Genomic DNA, 19,098 nt, shown 5'->3' with positions numbered 1-19,098 from the left:
ATGGAAAAAATTGCAGTCATGGTGACCGGCGTCGGTGGTGGCGGTCACGGCGAGCAGATCTTGAAGGCGCTTCGTCTGGCGAGCGCACCTTACTATGTGATCGGTGGCGACATGAATCCGTACAGCATGGGCCTGGCGGAAGTCGACGTGCCCTACCTGTTGCCGCCCGCGACGGACCCTCGCTATATCGATGAGGTCCTGAAGATCTGTGCCAAACATGACGTCAAGGCCTTGTTTCACGGCAGCGAGCCTGAACTTAAGGCGATGAGTGCGCAACGCGACCGGATTGTCGCTCAAGGCATCTTCCTGCCGATCAATCCGGCGAACGTGATCGACCTGTGCATGGACAAGGCCGCGACATCGACGTGGCTGCTCGACAACGGCTTTGACGTGCCGAGGACGATTGCGATCGAACAACTCTCGGACCTCGACCGCGTGGATTTCTTCCCGGCGGTGCTCAAGCCGTCCGTGGGCGGCGGCGGCTCGAACAATATCTTTCTCGCGCAAGACCGTGCGGAACTGCAATTTTTGGGTACGTGCCTGTTCCAGACGATCGGTGCGTATATCGTGCAGGAGTATGTCGGCGACACCAATTCGGAATACACGGTCGGGGTCCTGTGCGACATGGACGGCAAGCTGCTGAACTCGATCGCGGTGCGCCGGATGATCCTGTCTGGTCTGAGCAACCGTATCCGAGTGAAGAATCGGACCGGGAACCCGGCCTTTGGCGACATCCTGGCCATCAGCAGCGGGGTGTCGCAGGGCGAGGTGGGGCCGTTCCCCGAAGTCACGGCCGCATGCGAACGGCTGGCGACGACGCTCGGTTGCCGCGGTGCGGTCAACATCCAGTGCCGTTACGCAAACGGCAAGGTCTATGTGTTTGAGATCAATCCGCGTTTCTCGGGTACGACCTCGTTGCGTGCGATGGTCGGCTATAACGAACCGGATGTGCTGATTCGCAAACATGTGCTGGGTGAAGCGGTTTCGCCGCGTTTCCCGTATCGCTCCGGACGCGTCGTGCGCGGCCTGGCCGAGGTGCTGATGCCCGAGAATTTGTTCGAACGGAGCCAAGGGGCTGATCAATGAGTCAGGTCGAATCTTGGGTGGTCGGTGATCTGCCGTTCTTCTACAAATGCCAGCCTTCGCCGACCAATGCGGCGCAAGGGTTGCCGGATACGCTGCCGTTCGAACTGGAATTCGAACCGGCCGACGGGCTGGTGCGTCAGCGCTGGAATCCGGAAGTCGATCAGGCATTGAGTGCGGGATACCTGCATGGCTCGGAAATCTCCGGAATGATGGAAGCCGACGGGATCGGCCGGCAATACGCGGATGATTTCCTCGCATTTCTGCAGCGCAGCGAGGGTTCTTTTGCCGGCAAGCGGGTCCTCGAGATCGGCTGCGGTACCGGGTATCTGTTGTCGCGCTTGCGCGAGTTGGGTGCTGAGGTAATGGGAATCGAGCCCGGCGACCACGGTCAGGATGGCGCGCGCCGCAATGGCGTGCCTGTCGTGCAGGGGTTCTTCCCGCATCCGGACGTGAGCTCGAAATTCGACGTCATCATCGCGTACGGCGTGCTCGAACATATCGTCGCTCCCGTGCAGTTCATGCAGCAGGTGGCAGCGCAGCTTGGGAATGGCGGTGGGGCGTATCTTGCTGTCCCCGATTGCGAGCCCTACCTGCTGAACGGCGACATATCGTGCCTGTTGCACGAACACTGGAGCTACTTCACGGCATACACGCTGTCCCGCGTCCTGCGACGGGCCGGCTTCGCCGCGGAGACATTCAATTCAGGATTTGGCGGCAGTCTGTATGGACGCTGCCGGGCAAGCCATCACATCGAGCCCGATGGCGGCCGTCCTGACGCGACCCTGTTTCGGCAGTTTCGTGAGCGCGCCGGTGCAGTCGCCGCGCGCATGGCCGGTGTGTTCAGCGACGCCGAGGGCGAAGTCGGACTTTATGTTCCGGGCCGCTTGATGAACTTGATGTCCAACCTGGACCCGTCAGTGATTTCTCGTCTGCGCTTCTTTGACGATAATCCCCGTTTGACTGGACAGTACTTTCCTGGCATTCCTGTGCCCATTGAGGATTTCTCCAGTCTGGTTGCGCACGCGCCCTCAAGCCTGCTTATTGCAACGCGGAGCTTCCACAGTGCGATCGTCACGAAATTGCGCGAGGCCGGTGTTTCGATCCCAACGCTTGGATGGGCTGACGTTTTTGAAGCCGAGTACAGAGCATGAGCGGATCGGCCCAAACCGACTACACAGATTTCACGCGAGAGAATTACCGGCGTTTGATACGGCTCGCGCGTGATCGCTACGCCTTTCGGGGCTATACAGATGATCTTGCGCAGCACGAGCAGCCGTTCGTCCTTTGGCGCCATGATATCGATATGTCGGTTCATGCGGCGCGCCGACTGGCGGTGATCGAACAGGAAGAGGGCGTGCGAGCGACCTATTTTCTGTGGATGCACTCGCACTTCTACAATCTTTTCGAACGCGAAATCAGCGACCGTATTCGAGACATCGTGCGCATGGGGCACGAAATCGGATTGCACTTCGACTGTGAGTATCACGGTGAAGTCTCTGAGGAAACGTTCCTGTCGCAATTGCGCGTCGAAGCCGAGTGGCTGTCAAACCATTTCGACGTGCCGGTCGACGCGTTCTCGTTTCACAATCCGGACGCGCGATCGCTTGGCCACGACCAATTGCACTATGCCGGTATGGTCAATACGTATGCCGCGTGTTTCAGGCAAGAAATCGACTATTGTTCCGATTCGAACGGGTACTGGCGGCACCGGCGTCTCGAGGATGTTATCCTCGCGAGCCCGGCTCGGCTGCAGGTGCTGACCCACCCCGAATGGTGGACAGACGCGCCACTGAGTCCGCACGAGCGCGTGAAGCGTTGCATAGAGGGTCGCGCGAATGCCGTGCGGAACCTGTATGAGACGCAGCTCGCTGCATTTGGGCGCAAAAACGTCGGAAGTTGATGCTTGATTGGACGGGCGGGGGCCTGCCGACCAACCATCACTCAATTAGGGAAAAAGGGAAGCGAAATGTCTGGCCGTCGGCGCACGATATGTGCAATTCACCAGCCAAATTTTTTTCCTTGGCTCGGTTATTTCGACAAGCTTGCAAAAGCTGACGTGTTCTTGTTGTTGGATAACGTCCAGTTTCCCAAGACGGCGGGGTCGTGGATCAACCGCGTGCAACTTCTGTCCAATAATGGAACATATTGGGCGACGGCATCGGTCGACCGAAAGTTCCACGGAACGCGTCTGATCAGCGATTCACAATTCAGCCCGCGGGAATTGGGGTGGAGAGAAAAATTGCACCGCTCGATCGTAATGCAATATTCAAAGGCACCACATTTCACCGAGGTATTTCCGAAGCTTGAGCCGCTGGTGCTGTCCGACACCGACAACATTGCAGAATACAACATCAACGCGATTACGGGCGTCTGCACGTTACTTGAGTTGAATATCGGGAAGCTGCGACGTGGATCAACTCTCGACGTCGAAGGCAACGCGACAACATTGCTGATTCGGATGTGTCAAGCAGTCGGCGCCAGTGCGTATCTGTGTGGAGGCGGCGCGTCAGGCTACCAGGATGACGAAGCGTTTCGGGACGCGGGCATCGAACTGATATATCAGAATTTCAAGCATCCGGTGTATGAGCAGGGCAAGAGTGCGACGTTTCACCCGGGATTGTCGACGATCGACGCGTTGATGCACTGCGGTGTTGACGGTGTACGAAAAATGCTCGACGTGGGCGAGCATCATTGAGAGCTGGGCCAAATTGATAAAAATGACACTTTTGGCGTCGAGGAAAACGTGGGTTGCGATGTTGCTAGATTTTTTTGAGAGTGATTTTTTTGGGCGCCACCACCGATTTCTGATTGATTGGATCATCGGACCGCTATTTCGCTTGCGAGTGAGATTTTTTCCACACAAGGCGATTCTGTATGCTGGCCAATCGTATTACCACAACTGGTATCTCTCGCGATCGCTTCGGAAGCTTGGCTGGAAGGCCGATGTGCTTAATTGGGATGTCAACGAATCTTCGCAGATGTACTACCACGGTGAGGATTTTAGGTTTTGCGCCGGCGACGACGTGCGTGGTCATTTGGCGCTCTATTTGCAATGGCTCCTGACGTATGATGTGTTCCATTTTTCAAACATGGGTGGAATTGCATTTGGCTTCCCGTTGCAGTTGTATTTCCGGGATCGATTTGGCATGCACTTTGAAATAGAACTTCTGCGCAAGTTGGGCAAGAAGATTATCTATTCTCACACTGGTTGCCATGACGGGGTGTCTAAAACTGCATTCAGCAAGTGGGGACCTCGCTCCGTCTGTGCGATTTGCCCGTGGCGCAATCGTCCTGATGTTTGCAGCGATGAAGCCAGCCTTGCCTGGGGCAAGTTCCGTAACGCGATAGCGGACTACCAGTGCACACTCGGCGGGAACCGTGCCGATTACAATCTGGATCCGAGAGTCCACGAGGCGCCAGGTTTCTTTTGCCTCGATACGGACTGGTGGCGGCCTGACCTCGAGATCCCGGAGAAATTTCGTCTCAGTTTCCCGCCTGGCACGATCAAGCTCTATCATGCGGTCGGCAACCAGGGATCGCGCACCGATGAGAACGGCGTCAACCTCAAATCGACACATATCTACTTGCCCGTGATCGAGCGGTTGAAGCAGGAGGGGTATCCGATCGAACTGCTCTCGTATACGAATGTACCGAACAAGGAAATCCGCTTCTACCAAGCGCAAGCCGATATTGTCCTCGACATGTTGACCTACGGTTTCTTCGGCGCGAATGGCCGCGAAGCATTGATGCTGGGTAAGCCGTTCGTGAGCTTCCTCCGGCCGGAATGGCTTGAGAGCATGCGAGAAGAGATCCCTGAATATGTTGACGAATTGCCTGTCGTCAGCGCAACGCCGGAGACGATCTATGAGGTGCTCAAGGATCTTCTGGACCATCCTGAGAAACGGGCCGAGATCGGTCGCCGCAGCCGAGAATTCGCCGTGAAGTGGCATTCGTCGGATGCCGGAGCTGTTCACTTCGATCGAATTTACCAAAGCTTGCTGCGTGGCAATGCCGAATTGAGGGCCGAAGCACCATGACGGAAAAGCAGGGTGATGCCATCGCGTTGGCATGCCGCAGTGTCGGCAAGACGTTCCCGCTGCAGCGTGAAGGCAACGTCTGGCGCCTGATGGTGGGGCTGCCGACGATTGGCAAATCCTTTACTGCATTGAACGACGTCTCGCTGTCAGTTCCCAAGGGCAAAATTGTCGGCATCCTCGGACATAACGGTGCCGGCAAGAGCACGCTGTTGCGCGTGTTGGGCGGGGTCTACCAGCCGACAACGGGAACGATTTCGGTCGAGGGCTCCGTCTGCGGCCTGTTTGAATTGGGCGGCACCGGCAACAATCCACACCTGACCGGGCGGGAGTATGCCCGCCGATATTTCACGCTAATGGGTGTGCAGCGCGCGAGGCACGACGCGCTGTTGCACGACGTCGAGACATTTTCGGAGCTTGGGGCCGATTTCGACCGACGCATCCGGACCTATTCCACAGGGATGGGGGCACGCCTGTACTTCGCGACTGCAACGGCCATCGAGTACGACGTGTTCCTGATCGACGAGTTGTTGTCGGTGGGCGACGAGCATTTCCAGGCCAAGTGCTGGGCACGGATGCGCAAGCTATTGCTCAACGGCGCCTCTGGCGTCCTGGTCACACACGACTGGATTTCGACTCTGCGTCTGTGCGAGCAGTCACATATTCTCAAGCGTGGGCACATAGTCGACTCCGGACCGAGCGACGGCGTGGTTGTTCGGTATCTGGACCTGCCGTCGCCAAGCGCACGCGTTGCGCGCTTCACAGACAGTAACGCGACGTCGTACCGCGCGACTTCGGGACGTGATGCGGCGTTGTGTTTCGAGATTGAGGTTGACGAACCCGCCGACGTGGCGTTCGCCTATTCGATCGAAATGATGCGCGTCGGTATCGGTTGGGAAGTGGTGTTGATCGATAGCAATATTTTTGTGGCCGATGTGGCTGGACGGCACGAGGTCGTGCTCGAAATCGACAGTTTGCCGCTGGCGCCGGGAACATATTCGTTGAACGTCGCGCTCAATCGGCATCAGAAGACGCCTGGCGGCCCCGCCGAGGCGTTCGACGTGCGAGGCTGGACAACGGGAAACGGATGGAAACTGGAGGTGGACGGCGAGCCCGCCGCTGCAGCCGTGAATCTCGCCGTCGATGCGAAAACTTGGTAACTGCAGCGTCATGGACATGTACATCAACCTGAAGGATCTGACCAAGGCGTATCCGCTCGCGCGCTCCGAGTCTGGCGAGATGCTTGAACGCATGCTGGTCGGCGGCAGCGATAGCGAGCCGACATCGACCGTCGGACAGAAGATCGCGGTCGATCACGTCAATTTGCACATCGCGCACGGCGAGCGGGTCGGCATCATAGGACGCAACGGTGCCGGCAAATCCACGTTACTGCACATGATCGCAGGGCTTTCCGAGCCGACCTCGGGCACCATCGATATCCAGGGCAAGGTGACAGCCATCATGACGCTCGGTGTCGGGCTGCGCGAACACGCAACTGGCCGTGAAAACATCTATATCGACGGCGAGATACAGGGCAAGAGCCGCGCCGAAATCGATGCCGTCGTCGACCAGATCGTCGACTTTGCCGAGTTGGGCGAATTCATCGACCTGCCCGTTAGAACTTACTCGACCGGGATGAAATCGCGATTGTCGTTCGCGATGATTTCTTACATTGAACCCGAGATTCTCATCATCGACGAGGCGCTTTCCGCCGGAGACGAACGGTTTGGCAAAAAGGCCTCGGCGAAGATTCAAGAGATCTGCAATGCCGGCAAGATCGTGATCCTCGTGTCGCATTCGGTGAAGACGATCAACGACATGTGCGATCGATGCCTATGGATCGATCAGGGCAGGGTCGTGATGGACGGGCCGCCGGAAGTTGTGACCAAGGCCTACCTCGATGCCGTGCGAGGGGAGGACGAGGCGCGGTTGCTCGAGCGATTCAAACGAGAACTGCATAACTTCTCGGTTGATCCGGGCTGGCAGGTGGACCTGCTGCACACCACGCACGATGACGATACGGACCGCGCCTTGCTGATGGCAGGACAACCCGCCTCGATCCGGATGCAGTTCGCTGTCGCCGACTGTAACGACACTACCCAGGTATGTTGTTCGATCACGCGACTTGATGGCACGCTCATGCTCGAGCGCACCGTCGCTGCATATGCCTACTGCAGGGACGGGAAGATACGTCTGGCCCTCGGAATGGCCTCGATCGTACTTGGCCAGGGTGTGTATCGCTTCGACGCCAGTGTTTGCCACCAAGGGGAAACGAAAACGAGTTCGTGTAAAATTTTTGAGATTTACACGCTGAATCCCCCCACCGGGGGGAAACCGATGCTGTTGTATCCATCTCGGGTACGCGCGCGGTCAATTGCCTGATTCTGGATCGACGCCATGTTTGGTTTCAACAAACGGGACGTTTCGCTAACGTTCAACTTCTTCGTCGTCAATCTCCGCGACAAATACCTCGGTTCGAATCTCGGTCGTGTGTGGGCGGTGCTCAATCCGCTGCTGATGCTGGGATTGTTCACCTTTGTGTTTGGCTTCGTCTACAAGTCGAGGCTGCCAGGAGCAAACACGACACTCGCTTATGTCATCTGGCTGATCAGCGGCTACGGTCCATGGGTCGCCGCGTCCGAGGCGATTTCGAGTTCGGCGATGTCCGTGGTATCCGCCTCGAACATCATCAAGAACTTGGCATTCAAGTCAGAGGTGCTTCCCATTGCGGCAGTGGCGACCAGCATCGTGCCGCTTTGCGTCAGCGTCGTATTCCTCGTCATCCTGATGATCTTCGACGGGAACGTGCCGACCTGGCACATCATTTGGGTGCCGCTTGTTGTAGTGCTGCAATTTTATTTCGTCGCGGCTGTTGGCATGTGGCTGTCGGCGCTGAACGTGTTTGTTCGGGATATTACGTTCGTGATTCCGAGCGCGTTGACGATGCTGCTGTTCTCGACGCCGATCTTTTACCCGATCGAATCGATGCCGCACCTCATCCGCAAGGTGTCGGAGTTCAATCCTTTCTACATCTTGGTAGACGGGTATCGACAGCCGTTGGTCCATCATCAAAGCCCCAAAGCCATGAGCCTGGCCTACCTTGCGGTGTTGACGACGGTGTTGTTCTACTTGGGATTGCGCGCGTTTCGCCGCGTGAAAGGCCATTTCGAAGCGGTGCTGTAGTGTTGCGCAAGTCTGTCCAGCGTCGTCCCGGCCACCGCGGCGCAGGTCGTGTCCGATTCCAACTGGATGCATTTGGTACCTGCTGATGGAGGCGGATCGGCAATGGAACAGCACCTTCGGTCTGATGCGGTCTCGTCGCTAATCGACTCCTTCCAGTCTGTCGTCATCCTCGGCAATGGGTTGGACAACACGCATAGGCTACACCGTGATGCGATGCGTTTGCGATTGGTGCTGCCAGTCGTCGTGGTGCAGCCGCCCAACGCGAAGTGGCCAAACGACGCCATTCCGGTAGGGATCGAACACTATACGGCGCCGCTTCCGCTAGAAGCTGGCGACGCCGAGGCGCTCGCTGAGTTTCTCTGCCAACGCGGCGTGCGTCGACCGCTTTTGTGGTTTGGAGAACGTGGCGATGCACTGTCCACTATCTGGCCGAACGCACTGCGAGTCATGCATCTCGGCGACGAAGAAATATTCGTCGAGCGCGCACAGGAACGGCCCATCGACTGTGCGGATTTGATTGTCGTCGATGACGAAGCGACGGCCGCTCGGGCGCGCCTTGAATACGGTAAGGCGGTTTCCGTTGCCGTGGTGGCAAACGAGGCGATTGACACACAGGCGACGCTGTCACGCCCAGTCGCGCTGAGTGATGCCAGCCTGGGTGTTCCACTCGACCCGTCCACGCTGCACGCCCTTTGTCATCGCCTACCGTGGTGGGACTTCCATATCGCTGGCAACAGTGAGCGCTGCGATGCTGATTGGGTAAATCTGCGCACCCACCACAATGTGCGCGACCACGGTGCGCTGGACGACGCTGTTGTTGCGTCGATGTTGAACGACGCCACCGCCATCCTGTTGCCGTGCGCCGCATCCGACGATCCGTGCGCGGTTGCCGCCGCGCGCCTTGGGGAGCGGGGCACAAATGCCGTACCGGTCATTGTGTCGGCGGCGCTGGGGAAGGCTGCCGGCGTCACGGTCGCGAGTTCGCTCGATGCATTTGACGATCACCTGCGCCGTGCCTGGGCATTCGCCAATCTGACTAGCGCAACGCAGGAGGGTAGCTGGCTCAAGTGCGTGGTGCAGGCGGTCGCGGACAGCGTTCGGACGCTGCCCGCCTCGCGCGCGCGCAGTCGTCTCGTGCCCAGTGTACCGCCTGACATGGACATATCGCTAACGGGACGCTTGGGGCACAGCATGGCACGCGTGTGTGTTCTGATGGGAGGGATGCGTTCGCTCCCCGGGCGGGCGCTCCTTCGTGCGATGCGGGTACGCACGTTCGTCACATTGTTTCGACCCCTTTGGCGATTGCTGCCTGCGCGACTGCGTGCATCGCTCGTATTGTTGCTGTGGGGCTGATTTTGTGGAGGTAAACGCGTGTAATATGTCGCGTTTGGCTAAATGGGCGAGTTGTACCTCGCCAACGTGATGCTTGGCCGCCTTGTTGTCACGGCTCTCTCGATCACGGATTGGCAACGACGGGCACGCTTTATGAGAGGCCATTGCCCGTCGCCGGCGCACAAGACGGCGGTGCCAGTATCTTGTCCAACACAAAGGAACACCACGGATGTGTGGAATTTTTGGGTTCTTGGCGTCTCGAGGCAATGCGCGCGAGGCAGATGTTCGATTGCAGCGCGGCATCGAGGCCGTCCGTCATCGCGGGCCTGATGGCGAAGGCGCTTGGCGTACTTCGGACGGAAATGTCGGCCTGGCGCACGTTCGTCTGAGCATCATCGACCTGTCTACTGCTGCTGCGCAACCGATGCGCTCAGAGGCGGGCAACGTCATCACCTACAACGGCGAAATCTACAACTATCTCGAATTGCGCGAGGAGTTGGGCGCCGAGAACTTCACGTCGCACTCCGATACCGAAGTCATCCTGCGCGCCTACGAGCGTTGGGGTGCCGACTGCGTCGATCATTTGCGCGGCATGTTTGCATTCGCGATCTGGGATGTGCGCCGTCAGGAACTCTTCATCGCTCGCGACCGTTTCGGGATCAAGCCCTTCTACTACAGCTTCGACGGCGGCGAATTCCACTTTTCCTCCGAGATCAAGGGGCTGGTACACGCGCTACCGAATCGCGACATCGACACGGTTGCGTTGAACGAGTACTTCTCGTTGCAGTTCTGCCTCGGCGAAAAGACGCTGCTGGCAGGCGTGCGCCAGCTGTTGCCGGCACACTGCGGCTACGTCAAACCCGGCGAAGCGCCTCGTCTGCGGCGCTACTGGGAGGTGTACTACCACCTCGATTGGGACCACACCGACAAATATTTCGTCGAGCAACTGCAAGGGCTGTTCGACGATTCCGTTGCGTATCACATGCGCAGCGACGTGGAAGTCGGTGCGTATATCAGCGGCGGCGTCGATTCGAGCCTGATCGCGTCGGCGGCGCGGGGATACCAGGAAGATCAGCGGTTTCAGGGCTTCACGGGGAAATTCTCGCTGAGCGAGGCCTTCGACGAGTCGCGATATGCGCGGGCAGTTGCGCGCGACCGGGACATCCATTTGCATGAAGTCGACATCACCGAGCAGGATTTCGTCGACAACATCGAGCGCGTCATTTTCCATCTCGATCAGCCGACGGCGGGGCCTGGCGCGTTTCCGCAGTACATGGTGTCGAAGCTCGCCAGTCAGCACGTGAAGGTGGTCCTGGGCGGGCAGGGCGGCGACGAGATCTTCGGCGGTTACGCACGCTACCTCATTGCGTACTTCGAGCAATGCATCAAGGGCGCGCTCGACGGCACGATTCACAGCGGCAAGTACGTCGTCACGTACGAATCGATCATCCCGAATCTGCAAACGCTGCGCCAATACAAGCCGCTGCTGCAGGAATTCTGGTCGTCGGGCATCTGGGAAGAGCGCGATGCGCGTTATTTCCGCTTGATCAACCGCGCCAATACGTTCGGCGATCTGCTCAATGCTGAGTTGTTCCACCCCATGGCAGCGCTCGAGGAATTCCGCGAGATCTACTGGGGCGAGAACGTGGGCAAGGAGTCGTATTTCGATTCCATGACGCACTTCGACTTCAAGACGCTTCTGCCTGCGCTGCTGCAGGTTGAAGACCGGATGAGCATGGCCCACGGCCTCGAAGCTCGCGTGCCGTTCCTCGATCATCGCCTGGTCGAGTTTGCCGCGACGATCCCTGCAAACGTAAAATTCGCCGACGGCGAACTCAAGCGCCTGTTGCGCGTCGCGTTCGCCGACCGGCTGCCGCGCGAGATCCGCGAGCGCAAGGACAAGATGGGCTTTCCGGTGCCGCTTCAGGTCTGGCTCGGACGCAAGGGCCCGGCGCGCGACTTTGTCAGCGACATTTTGAATAGCTCTGCCGCGCGCACGCGTCCCTATCTGTCGCGGCCGATCGATGTGGACTCCCTGATCGACGGAAAGAACGTGTACAGCCGTAATTTGTGGGCGTTGTTGAGCCTCGAGCTGTGGCATCGCCAGTTCGTGGATTGAACCGATTTGGTGGCGACCGCCGTGTCGTCGAATGAATCTTTGAAAACGGGAAAGACGGAAATGAAAGTATTTGTGACTGGTGGTTGTGGGCAAATCGGTTCGCACATCATCGAGCTGCTCCTCGAGCGCGGCGACCAGGTGGTTGCCATCGACAATCTCGCAACGGGCCGTCGCGAGCATCTCAGCGATCATCCGAACCTCGAAGTGATCATCGACACGATCGCCGACAAGGCGCTGATCGACCGCGTGATCGGCGACTTCAAGCCGGACGCCATCGTTCACACGGCGGCTTCGTACAAAGATCCGGAAGACTGGTACAACGATACGCTGACGAACTGCGTCGGCGGCTCGAACCTGATCAATGCCGCCAAGGCTCACGGCGTCGGCCGCTTCATCTACTTCCAGACGGCCCTCTGCTATGGCGTCAAGCCGCTGCAGCAGCCGATCCGCCTCGATCACCCGAAGCTGCCGGCCAACAGCTCGTATGCGATCTCGAAGACCGTCACGGAAGACTATCTCGAGATTTCCGGCGTCGACTATGTGTCGTTCCGCCTCGCCAACGTCATCGGCCCGCGCAACGTGAGCGGCCCGTTGCCGATCTTCTTCGACCGCCTGACGCAAGGCAAGAAGTGCTTCGTCACCAAAGCGCGTCGCGACTTCGTGTTCGTCAAGGACCTCGCGCGCTGCGTGATTCGCGCGATCGATGGTGTGGGCCATGGCGCCTACCATTTCTCGTCGGGCGGCGACGTCGCGATCCAGGAACTCTACGACGCCGTCGTGACCGCGATGGGTCTGCCTGAGTACCCGCAGCCGGACGTGCGTGAACTGGGTCCGGACGATGCACCCTCGATACTTCTCGATCCGTCGCGTACGTACGCGGACTTCGGCAAGCTCGAGTTCACGCCGCTGTCCGAAATCGCCAGTTCCGCGGTTGCGTACTTCCGCGAGTTCGGCACCTACGGCGGCTATACGCACCTGAAGCACACGGAAAGCAAGTAAGGGGACAGGCATGCGGATCTTCATCACCGGCGGCGCCGGCTGTCTCGGCTCCAATCTGATCGAGCATTGGATTCCGGCGGGGCACGAGATTCTCGTGCTCGACAACTTCGCAACCGGCAAGCGCGAGGTGTTGCCTGCGGTCGCCGGCTTGAAGGTCGTGGAGGGCAGTGTGGTCGACGCCGCGCTCGTCGACCGCCTGGTCGCCGAGTTCAAGCCGGAGATCGTCGTACACAGCGCCGCCGCGTACAAGGACCCGGCTAACTGGCTCGAAGATGCTGCCTCCAACGTGACCGGCAGCATCAACGTCGTGCGTGCGGCTGAGGCGCACGGCGTCCGGCGCGTGATCAACTTCCAGACGGCGCTGTGCTACGGCCGTCCGTCAACTGTGCCGATCCCTGTCGATGCGCCGGTTGCGCCGTTCACGAGCTATGGCATTTCGAAGACTGCCGGCGAGCAGTTCATGCGCATGGCGCAGGTTCCGGTGGTGTCGCTGCGGCTTGCCAACGTGACCGGTCCGCGTCTCGCGATCGGGCCGATCCCGACTTTCTACAAGCGCCTCAAGGCGGGGCAGAAGTGCTTTTGCAGCGACACGGTGCGCGACTTCCTCGACATGGAGGATTTCCTGGCACTGATGGACCTGCTCCTCGGCGAGAACGTGACCCCGGGCGTGTACAACGTATCGACTGGCGAAGGGCACACGATCAAGGAGATCTTCGACATCGTCGCGGACCATCTGCAACTGCACGACGTTGAGACGCCGCCGATCGTGCCGCCCGGCGCGGACGACGTGCCAGCGGTCGTGCTCGATGCGAGCGCGACAACCTCGACGCTCGGCTGGCGTGCGAAGCACGATTTCGAACAGACTATCCGGCGTCAACTGGCTTGGTACGACCGGCACGGCGTAACGGACATCTTCAGTCACCTGGCCGCGCAACCGACCAGTCGTTGATCGCATCAGGACTTCAAACATGAGTGAACTGAACTTCAAGGGATCGAAGATCCTCGTCGTCGGCGGTGCGGGCTTCGTCGGCTCGAACCTCTGCCACGCGCTGCTCGCACACGAGCCGCGTGAGTTGATGATCGTCGACAACCTGATGTCGTCGAACCTGGCCAATGTGCCGAACCATCCGGCCGTGAACTTCGTCCTCGGGTCGATCGCCGATGACCGCGTGCTCGAGAAGTTGCCGCGCGACCTCGACTTCGTGTTCCATCTGGCGTGCTATCACGGCAACCAGTCGTCGATCGCCGATCCGATTGCCGACCACGACAACAACACGATCACGACGTTGAAGCTGTTCGATCGGCTGAAAGACTTCGAGAACCTGCAGAAGGTGGTCTATGCCGCCGCTGGCTGTGCGGTTGCAGAGAAGACCTTCGACGAAGCATCGGCCACGCCGGAAGACGCGCCGATATCGATGTACCACGACAGCCCGTACTCGATCTCCAAGCTGATCGGCGAGTTCTACGGCAACTTCTACTTCATGCGCTACAAGCTGCCGTTTGTGAAGGCGCGCTTCCAGAACGTCTATGGGCCGCGTGAGATTCTCGGTGCGGGCCGCTGGCGCGGTACGCAGCATACGGTGTGGCGCAACGTGACGCCGACGTTCATCTGGAAGTCACTGCAACACGAAGCGCTGCCGCTCGACAACGGCGGCAATGCTAGCCGCGATTTCATCTTTGTCGAGGACATGGCGCGTGGTTTGATGCGTTGTGCGCAGGCGGGCACGCCGGGTGAGGTTTACAACCTGGCATCGGGTGTTGAAACGAACATCCGCACGCTGGCGGAGACGATCAACGAACTGACGAGCAATCCCACGCCCGTCGACCTGCGTCCGGCGCGCGATTGGGACCGCTCGGGCAAGCGTTTTGGCGCAACCGAGAAGGCGAAGCGTGAGATCGGCTTCGTGGCGCAAGTGGGTTTGAATGAGGGCTTGAAGCGAACCATCGCCTGGACCCGCGAAAACCAAGCGCTGATCAAGCAGTGCATCGAGTCTCACGCGTACATGATGCAGCACCTCTGATTGCGCGCGGTTTCCAGTGTCTGCCGTGCGAGGCGGAATATCAGTGCATCTATATTGTTGTTAGGAATGTGAAATGGCGGGCTTGTCCATATTTCCACAATTGACCCAGTCTTTTCAGAAGGGCCGGCCCGAGCGGTTGCTTCTTCTCTGCTACTTTGATCATCGTGGGATTGCTACCGTACCGCAGAATATTTCCTTTCTGCAGCGTCTCTCGAAGTTCGAGGTCGACGTATACAACTTCGCGGGATGCGAGCATCCGTTCCGCTTGCCGGCCTCTTTCGACCTGGCTGCGTATACAGGGGTCGTGCTGCACAACTCACTAGCGTATAACGTCGACAACCTGCGCGAACTGGATGCCAATCTCGCTGTACGGTTTAAAAACTACGGTGGGGTCAAAGTAATTTTCAAGCAGGACGAGAATTACAAGGCACGTGGCACGGCGGCATACCTCGGCGAGAATAAGTTCGACGTCGTCTTCACCTGCCTGCCCGAGAGCGAACGGCAAAAGGTGTACCCGCGGGAAGTGGTCGGCGACCTCGAATTCACGCAAATGCTCACAGGGTACGTGACGCCGGATTTGCGGGATGGTCTGCTCGAGCGATTTGGAGCCGAACGTGACATCGACGTGGGGTATCGCGGCTCGCTCCAGCCACTGGAATTCGGTCGGTTGTGCTACGAGAAGCAAACAATCGGAAGGGACTTCCTGGCCGCAACGCAAGGCATGTCCTTGCGTTGTGACATCTCGAGTCGGTGGGAGGACCGGTTTTCCGGCGATGATTGGCTGCGTTTCCTGTGCCGATGCAAGGGCGTTCTGGGTGTCGAGTCAGGCGCCTCGATTTTCGACTTGGACGGCGACGTCAAGCGGGCCATTGAGGCGTTCAAGGCGTCATCGCGGGTCGACGAGGACAGCCCGGAATATCCTGAGCGGCTCCTTGATCATCTCAAGGGGTTTGAGGGTAACGTCTATTACAATCAGATTTCGCCTCGGCACTTCGAGGCCGCGGCAACGAAAACGTTGCAGATCATGTTCGAAGGGAAGTATTCGAACATCCTGGTTCCCGGCAAACATTTCGTTGAACTGAAGCGCGATTTTTCAAACGCCGAAGACGTCGTTCGAATTCTCCGCGACGACACCGGACGCGAAACCATCGTTGAGGCTGCATATCGCGACATTATTGTGGCGCCCACGTATTGGATGGAGACTTTCGTCGCGGCCTTTGACAAAGTGCTGGAAGGTCAGATCGAAAAGAAATCGTGGGCGAAACCTGCAGTCGCGTTGGCGCCGCTGCGCGACGATTGCGTCAACGTACTGCTGCTTTGTGCACATCATCCCGATCGCGATCCCCGTATCGATTGGATACAGCGCAATGCGCCGGCCGGCATGGTGATTCACGTCCTGGGAGTTCAGGATGATCCGAGTGGCGACGTGTCTGTTGCCGGCGACGCACAGACCGGATATACCATCGTGGTCGCCAGGGCGACCAACCACACGGTCGCGTTGAGCAGTCTCGTTCTAGACGGTGGCACCGATGCCACCGGCGAGAGCGCGGCCCTGTCTTTGGCATGGATGGCCTCGATGAGCCCGAAACAGATGCCGAGGATTTTGGGCATCTCCGAGCCACAACGTATCCTCATCGCGCAATCGGTCGCCCAGTATTTTCTAAATACGGCGGCACCGCTTGCGAACATTGGGGCGTGCGTGAAGGGGATCGATGCGATTATCGCGTGCGACCTCGAAACGCTTTTGGCAGCTGTGCTCTTGAAGCAGCGATTTGGCTTGCCGGTCATGTATGACGCCCATGAATTCTGGCCGGATTCGGATGATGCGGCCACGGCCGCCGAGTTCGAGTGCTGGCTAAACCTTGAACGACGGCTTCTGCCACAAGTCGACGACGCCGTGACTGTCACGCCAGGTCTGGCGGACTATATGTCGAGTTTATACGGCACGAAATTCGGCTCCGTCCCGAATTGCGAGCCACGTGCGGCGGTGGACCGACGTGATCCCGGCGAACGCGATACCCGCGAGTTCCGCTTTGATCTTGCCGAGGGTGAGGTCGCTTTTCTGGTGCAAGGAAACTTCGCAATCGGCCGGGGCTTCGAGCTGTTGATCGATGCTTGGCAGCACGCGGATGCGCGCGCCAAGTTGTACCTCCGCGGGCCTGATCGTCCCTACAAGGACACGCTGAAGGCCCGAGCCAAGCAGCTCAAATTGCTGGGAAAGCGAATCTTTTTCCCCGACGCGGTCGACGAAGCGGACCTTGTGCTTGCCGCGTCATTCGCGGATGTCGGAATTATTCCGTACGAGCCGAAGAGCATCAACAATCGTCATTGCGGGCCTAATAAGCTGTCGCAATACATGGCGGCGGGCGTTCCCGTGTTGAGTAATCGGCTGCATTTCGTGGAGCAGGTTCTGCGCGAGGGTGACTGCGGCGTCGTCGCCGATTTCACGAACACCGCCGACATCGTGCGTTGTGTTAACACTTTGACGGCCGACGTCGCGTTGCGTCGGCGTCTTGGCGAAAATGCGCGCGCGCATTTTGCCACGCATTACAACTGGAACGTCGTGGCGGTTCCATTCTATGCGTCGATCATGGCGCTGGCGAAAACGGGCACCGCGCAACGGCGCATTCATGGCGTTTCGACCCTTTTCGCGCCGGTAGCGCCTCTGGTGTTCGAACCGTCGCCGCTGGTGCCGGAGCGTGCCCGCAGCTTTGCATGGAGGTCCGCGCGGGCGTTGTGGAGGCTGCTCCCGCGGCCTGTGCGCCAAGTGGTGCTCAAGGGCGCCCGCGCGGTGGTGATGCGGGCGCTGAGCGTAGAATAGGTTAGAGGAGTGTCGCGTCGCGCGATACGGGCGTGTGGTAGCATGCTGCTCGCTTTTTTCACATCCGCCTTCAATTTCAGTCGAAAGGAATCGTTGGATTCCTGTACTTTGCTAGGTGCCGCACGCGACACGGCGTAACAAGACGCTCCGGCCGGAGCGTCTTGCGTTTGCCATTCCATGTTTTAAACTGGATTCTTGCAAAATAACCCGATCGATGGACCGAAAACCCACTGCATGCGTGATCGCGGCATCAGATGTCCCTAACGATCCGCGTGTCCGCAGGCAATGCGACTCTTTGTTCGATGCCGGGTGGGACGTGATTGCGGTCGGCGTGCCCGGCACCGACGATCCCAGTTGCCGGTGGCCGGTTCGTGTGAAGTCCGACGCCGTGCCCGGGGCTACCTGTCGAAGTGGAAAGCGAACATTCGAGCGACTCCTGCAACGCTTTGTCGGGGAGCGTACGTGGGGCCGCCTTGTGAGCATCCGTCGTCGTCTCGGCGCGCGCCCCGCGATGTTCTTCAAGCTCTACCTCAAGCCCGAATACGCTGAATCTATCTACTGGTCCTGGCCGAACATCAAGCAGCTGAACGAGGCCGGCGCCGGCGTCAAAGCTGACCTGTACCTTGCCAACGACTGGACTGCGCTACCGATCGCGGCGCGCCTGGCGGCGGAGAGCGGCGGGATCTACGTCTACGATTCACACGAATTCGCCACTACCGAATTCGCGCAACGCTGGCAATGGCGCCTGATCTACCGCCCCATCGCTCGCTACGTCGAAAAGCGCTACATCGCCAACGCGAAGGTGATCTCGGCAGTCTCGTCAGGCATCTCTGATGCACTCGAAGAGCTGTACCGGCTGCCGACGAAGCCGGAAGTCATCCGCAACGCGCCCCAATTCTCCGAATCGCGCTTCCGGCCCACCGGCGACAAGATCCGCCTGCTGTACCACGGCATCGTCGCACCGGGCCGAGGCCTGGAAGAGGCGATCGCGAGCGTGCCGCTATGGCGTGAGGAATACTCGTTCTTCATTCGTGGGCCGGGCGACGAAGCCTACCTGGAAAGCCTGCGTAACCAGATTCGAGACATGAAACTCGAGTCGCGCGTAACGATGCTGCCCCCCGTGCCGATGATCGATCTGGTGGCGAAAGCGCGCGAGTTCGACGTGGGATTTTTTGCGCTCAAAGGGCATTCGCTGCAGAACGAATTCGTTTTGCCGAACAAGTTCTTCGAGTACACGATGGCAGGCTTGGCGCTCTGTGTCAGCGACTTGCGCGAAATGACGCAACTCTGTCATCAGTACAAGCATGGTGTGGTATTCGAAGGCTTGGAGAAGGAGACCATTGCCTCCGCGGTCAATGGGTTGACACGCGAAGTGATCGATCGGATGAAGCGCGCAGCCATCGCGGCTGCGCCGCAGCTGTGCTGGGGCAACGAGTCCGACAGAATGCTGGCCCTCTACGATGAGGCCTTGGCGAAAAACGGCGCCGTGTTGGCGAAATAAAC

At 58.9% G+C, this 19,098-nt stretch carries 15 protein-coding genes; all 15 read left to right on the top strand.

What is annotated here, in order from left to right:
- The 15 genes from J3489_RS18815 to J3489_RS18745 all read left to right on the top strand — a co-directional run bounded on the left by J3489_RS18815 (nt 1) and on the right by J3489_RS18745 (nt 19,096).
- A complete protein-coding gene (locus J3489_RS18815) occupies nt 1-1,086 on the top strand; it encodes an ATP-grasp domain-containing protein (RefSeq protein ID WP_207000501.1) in 1,086 nt (361 codons plus the stop codon).
- A complete protein-coding gene (locus J3489_RS18810) occupies nt 1,083-2,237 on the top strand; it encodes a class I SAM-dependent methyltransferase (protein ID WP_207000500.1) in 1,155 nt (384 codons plus the stop codon). The genes J3489_RS18815 and J3489_RS18810 overlap by 4 nt, the downstream gene beginning before the upstream one ends.
- Nucleotides 2,234-2,986: a polysaccharide deacetylase family protein gene (locus J3489_RS18805; RefSeq protein ID WP_207000499.1), complete on the top strand. Its 753-nt coding sequence runs from the start codon at nt 2,234-2,236 to the stop codon at nt 2,984-2,986. Before J3489_RS18810 ends, J3489_RS18805 begins: the two co-directional genes overlap by 4 nt.
- Nucleotides 2,987-3,052: 66 nt before the next feature.
- Nucleotides 3,053-3,781, top strand: coding sequence for a WbqC family protein (locus J3489_RS18800; RefSeq protein WP_207000498.1), 729 nt, complete (start codon nt 3,053-3,055; stop codon nt 3,779-3,781).
- A 58-nt stretch (nt 3,782-3,839) separates the two neighbouring features.
- Nucleotides 3,840-5,123: a glycosyltransferase gene (locus tag J3489_RS18795; protein ID WP_207000496.1), complete on the top strand. Its 1,284-nt coding sequence runs from the start codon at nt 3,840-3,842 to the stop codon at nt 5,121-5,123.
- Nucleotides 5,120-6,280 (top strand): ABC transporter ATP-binding protein, encoded by a 1,161-nt coding sequence (locus J3489_RS18790; protein WP_207000493.1) that lies wholly within the window; start codon nt 5,120-5,122, stop codon nt 6,278-6,280. The genes J3489_RS18795 and J3489_RS18790 overlap by 4 nt, the downstream gene beginning before the upstream one ends.
- A 10-nt stretch (nt 6,281-6,290) precedes the next feature.
- Nucleotides 6,291-7,502 carry an ABC transporter ATP-binding protein gene (locus J3489_RS18785; RefSeq protein ID WP_207000492.1) on the top strand — a complete coding sequence of 404 codons (1,212 nt, stop codon included), beginning with the start codon at nt 6,291-6,293 and terminating at the stop codon, nt 7,500-7,502.
- A 15-nt stretch (nt 7,503-7,517) separates the two neighbouring features.
- Nucleotides 7,518-8,303, top strand: a complete 786-nt coding sequence (locus J3489_RS18780) for an ABC transporter permease (RefSeq protein ID WP_207000489.1) — start codon at nt 7,518-7,520, stop codon at nt 8,301-8,303.
- A gap of 48 nt (nt 8,304-8,351) precedes the next feature.
- Nucleotides 8,352-9,656: a glycosyltransferase gene (locus J3489_RS18775; protein WP_207000487.1), complete on the top strand. Its 1,305-nt coding sequence runs from the start codon at nt 8,352-8,354 to the stop codon at nt 9,654-9,656.
- Nucleotides 9,657-9,864: 208 nt separating this feature from the next.
- Nucleotides 9,865-11,754 carry an asparagine synthase (glutamine-hydrolyzing) gene (gene asnB / locus J3489_RS18770; RefSeq protein WP_207000485.1) on the top strand — a complete coding sequence of 630 codons (1,890 nt, stop codon included), beginning with the start codon at nt 9,865-9,867 and terminating at the stop codon, nt 11,752-11,754.
- A gap of 60 nt (nt 11,755-11,814) precedes the next feature.
- Nucleotides 11,815-12,753, top strand: coding sequence for an NAD-dependent epimerase/dehydratase family protein (locus tag J3489_RS18765; RefSeq protein ID WP_207000483.1), 939 nt, complete (start codon nt 11,815-11,817; stop codon nt 12,751-12,753).
- A gap of 10 nt (nt 12,754-12,763) precedes the next feature.
- Complete coding sequence (locus tag J3489_RS18760) at nt 12,764-13,702, top strand: NAD-dependent epimerase/dehydratase family protein (RefSeq protein ID WP_207000481.1); 939 nt, start codon at nt 12,764-12,766, stop codon at nt 13,700-13,702.
- Nucleotides 13,703-13,721: 19 nt separating this feature from the next.
- Entirely contained in the window at nt 13,722-14,774 is a 1,053-nt protein-coding gene (locus J3489_RS18755) for an NAD-dependent epimerase/dehydratase family protein (RefSeq protein ID WP_207000479.1), read from the top strand.
- 73 nt (nt 14,775-14,847) lie between these two features.
- Nucleotides 14,848-17,595: a glycosyltransferase gene (locus tag J3489_RS18750; RefSeq protein ID WP_207000477.1), complete on the top strand. Its 2,748-nt coding sequence runs from the start codon at nt 14,848-14,850 to the stop codon at nt 17,593-17,595.
- 331 nt (nt 17,596-17,926) lie between these two features.
- Nucleotides 17,927-19,096: a glycosyltransferase gene (locus J3489_RS18745; protein WP_207000475.1), complete on the top strand. Its 1,170-nt coding sequence runs from the start codon at nt 17,927-17,929 to the stop codon at nt 19,094-19,096.
- Nucleotides 19,097-19,098 lie beyond the last annotated feature (2 nt).

This window comes from Trinickia mobilis (genome assembly GCF_017315705.1).
In the GTDB taxonomy this organism is placed as follows: Bacteria; Pseudomonadota; Gammaproteobacteria; order Burkholderiales; family Burkholderiaceae; genus Trinickia_A; species Trinickia_A mobilis.
The sequence above is the reverse complement of the archived record's forward strand: the minus strand, read 5'-3'. Positions and strand labels throughout refer to the sequence as shown.

Coding starts and splice junctions, on each gene's coding strand:
- J3489_RS18815 (WP_207000501.1), top strand. CDS start 1: ATGGAAAAAATTGCAGTCATGGTGACCGGCGTCGGTGGTGGCGGTCAC.
- J3489_RS18810 (WP_207000500.1), top strand. CDS start 1,083: ATGAGTCAGGTCGAATCTTGGGTGGTCGGTGATCTGCCGTTCTTCTAC.
- J3489_RS18805 (WP_207000499.1), top strand. CDS start 2,234: ATGAGCGGATCGGCCCAAACCGACTACACAGATTTCACGCGAGAGAAT.
- J3489_RS18800 (WP_207000498.1), top strand. CDS start 3,053: ATGTCTGGCCGTCGGCGCACGATATGTGCAATTCACCAGCCAAATTTT.
- J3489_RS18795 (WP_207000496.1), top strand. CDS start 3,840: ATGTTGCTAGATTTTTTTGAGAGTGATTTTTTTGGGCGCCACCACCGA.
- J3489_RS18790 (WP_207000493.1), top strand. CDS start 5,120: ATGACGGAAAAGCAGGGTGATGCCATCGCGTTGGCATGCCGCAGTGTC.
- J3489_RS18785 (WP_207000492.1), top strand. CDS start 6,291: ATGGACATGTACATCAACCTGAAGGATCTGACCAAGGCGTATCCGCTC.
- J3489_RS18780 (WP_207000489.1), top strand. CDS start 7,518: ATGTTTGGTTTCAACAAACGGGACGTTTCGCTAACGTTCAACTTCTTC.
- asnB (WP_207000485.1), top strand. CDS start 9,865: ATGTGTGGAATTTTTGGGTTCTTGGCGTCTCGAGGCAATGCGCGCGAG.
- J3489_RS18765 (WP_207000483.1), top strand. CDS start 11,815: ATGAAAGTATTTGTGACTGGTGGTTGTGGGCAAATCGGTTCGCACATC.
- J3489_RS18760 (WP_207000481.1), top strand. CDS start 12,764: ATGCGGATCTTCATCACCGGCGGCGCCGGCTGTCTCGGCTCCAATCTG.
- J3489_RS18755 (WP_207000479.1), top strand. CDS start 13,722: ATGAGTGAACTGAACTTCAAGGGATCGAAGATCCTCGTCGTCGGCGGT.
- J3489_RS18750 (WP_207000477.1), top strand. CDS start 14,848: ATGGCGGGCTTGTCCATATTTCCACAATTGACCCAGTCTTTTCAGAAG.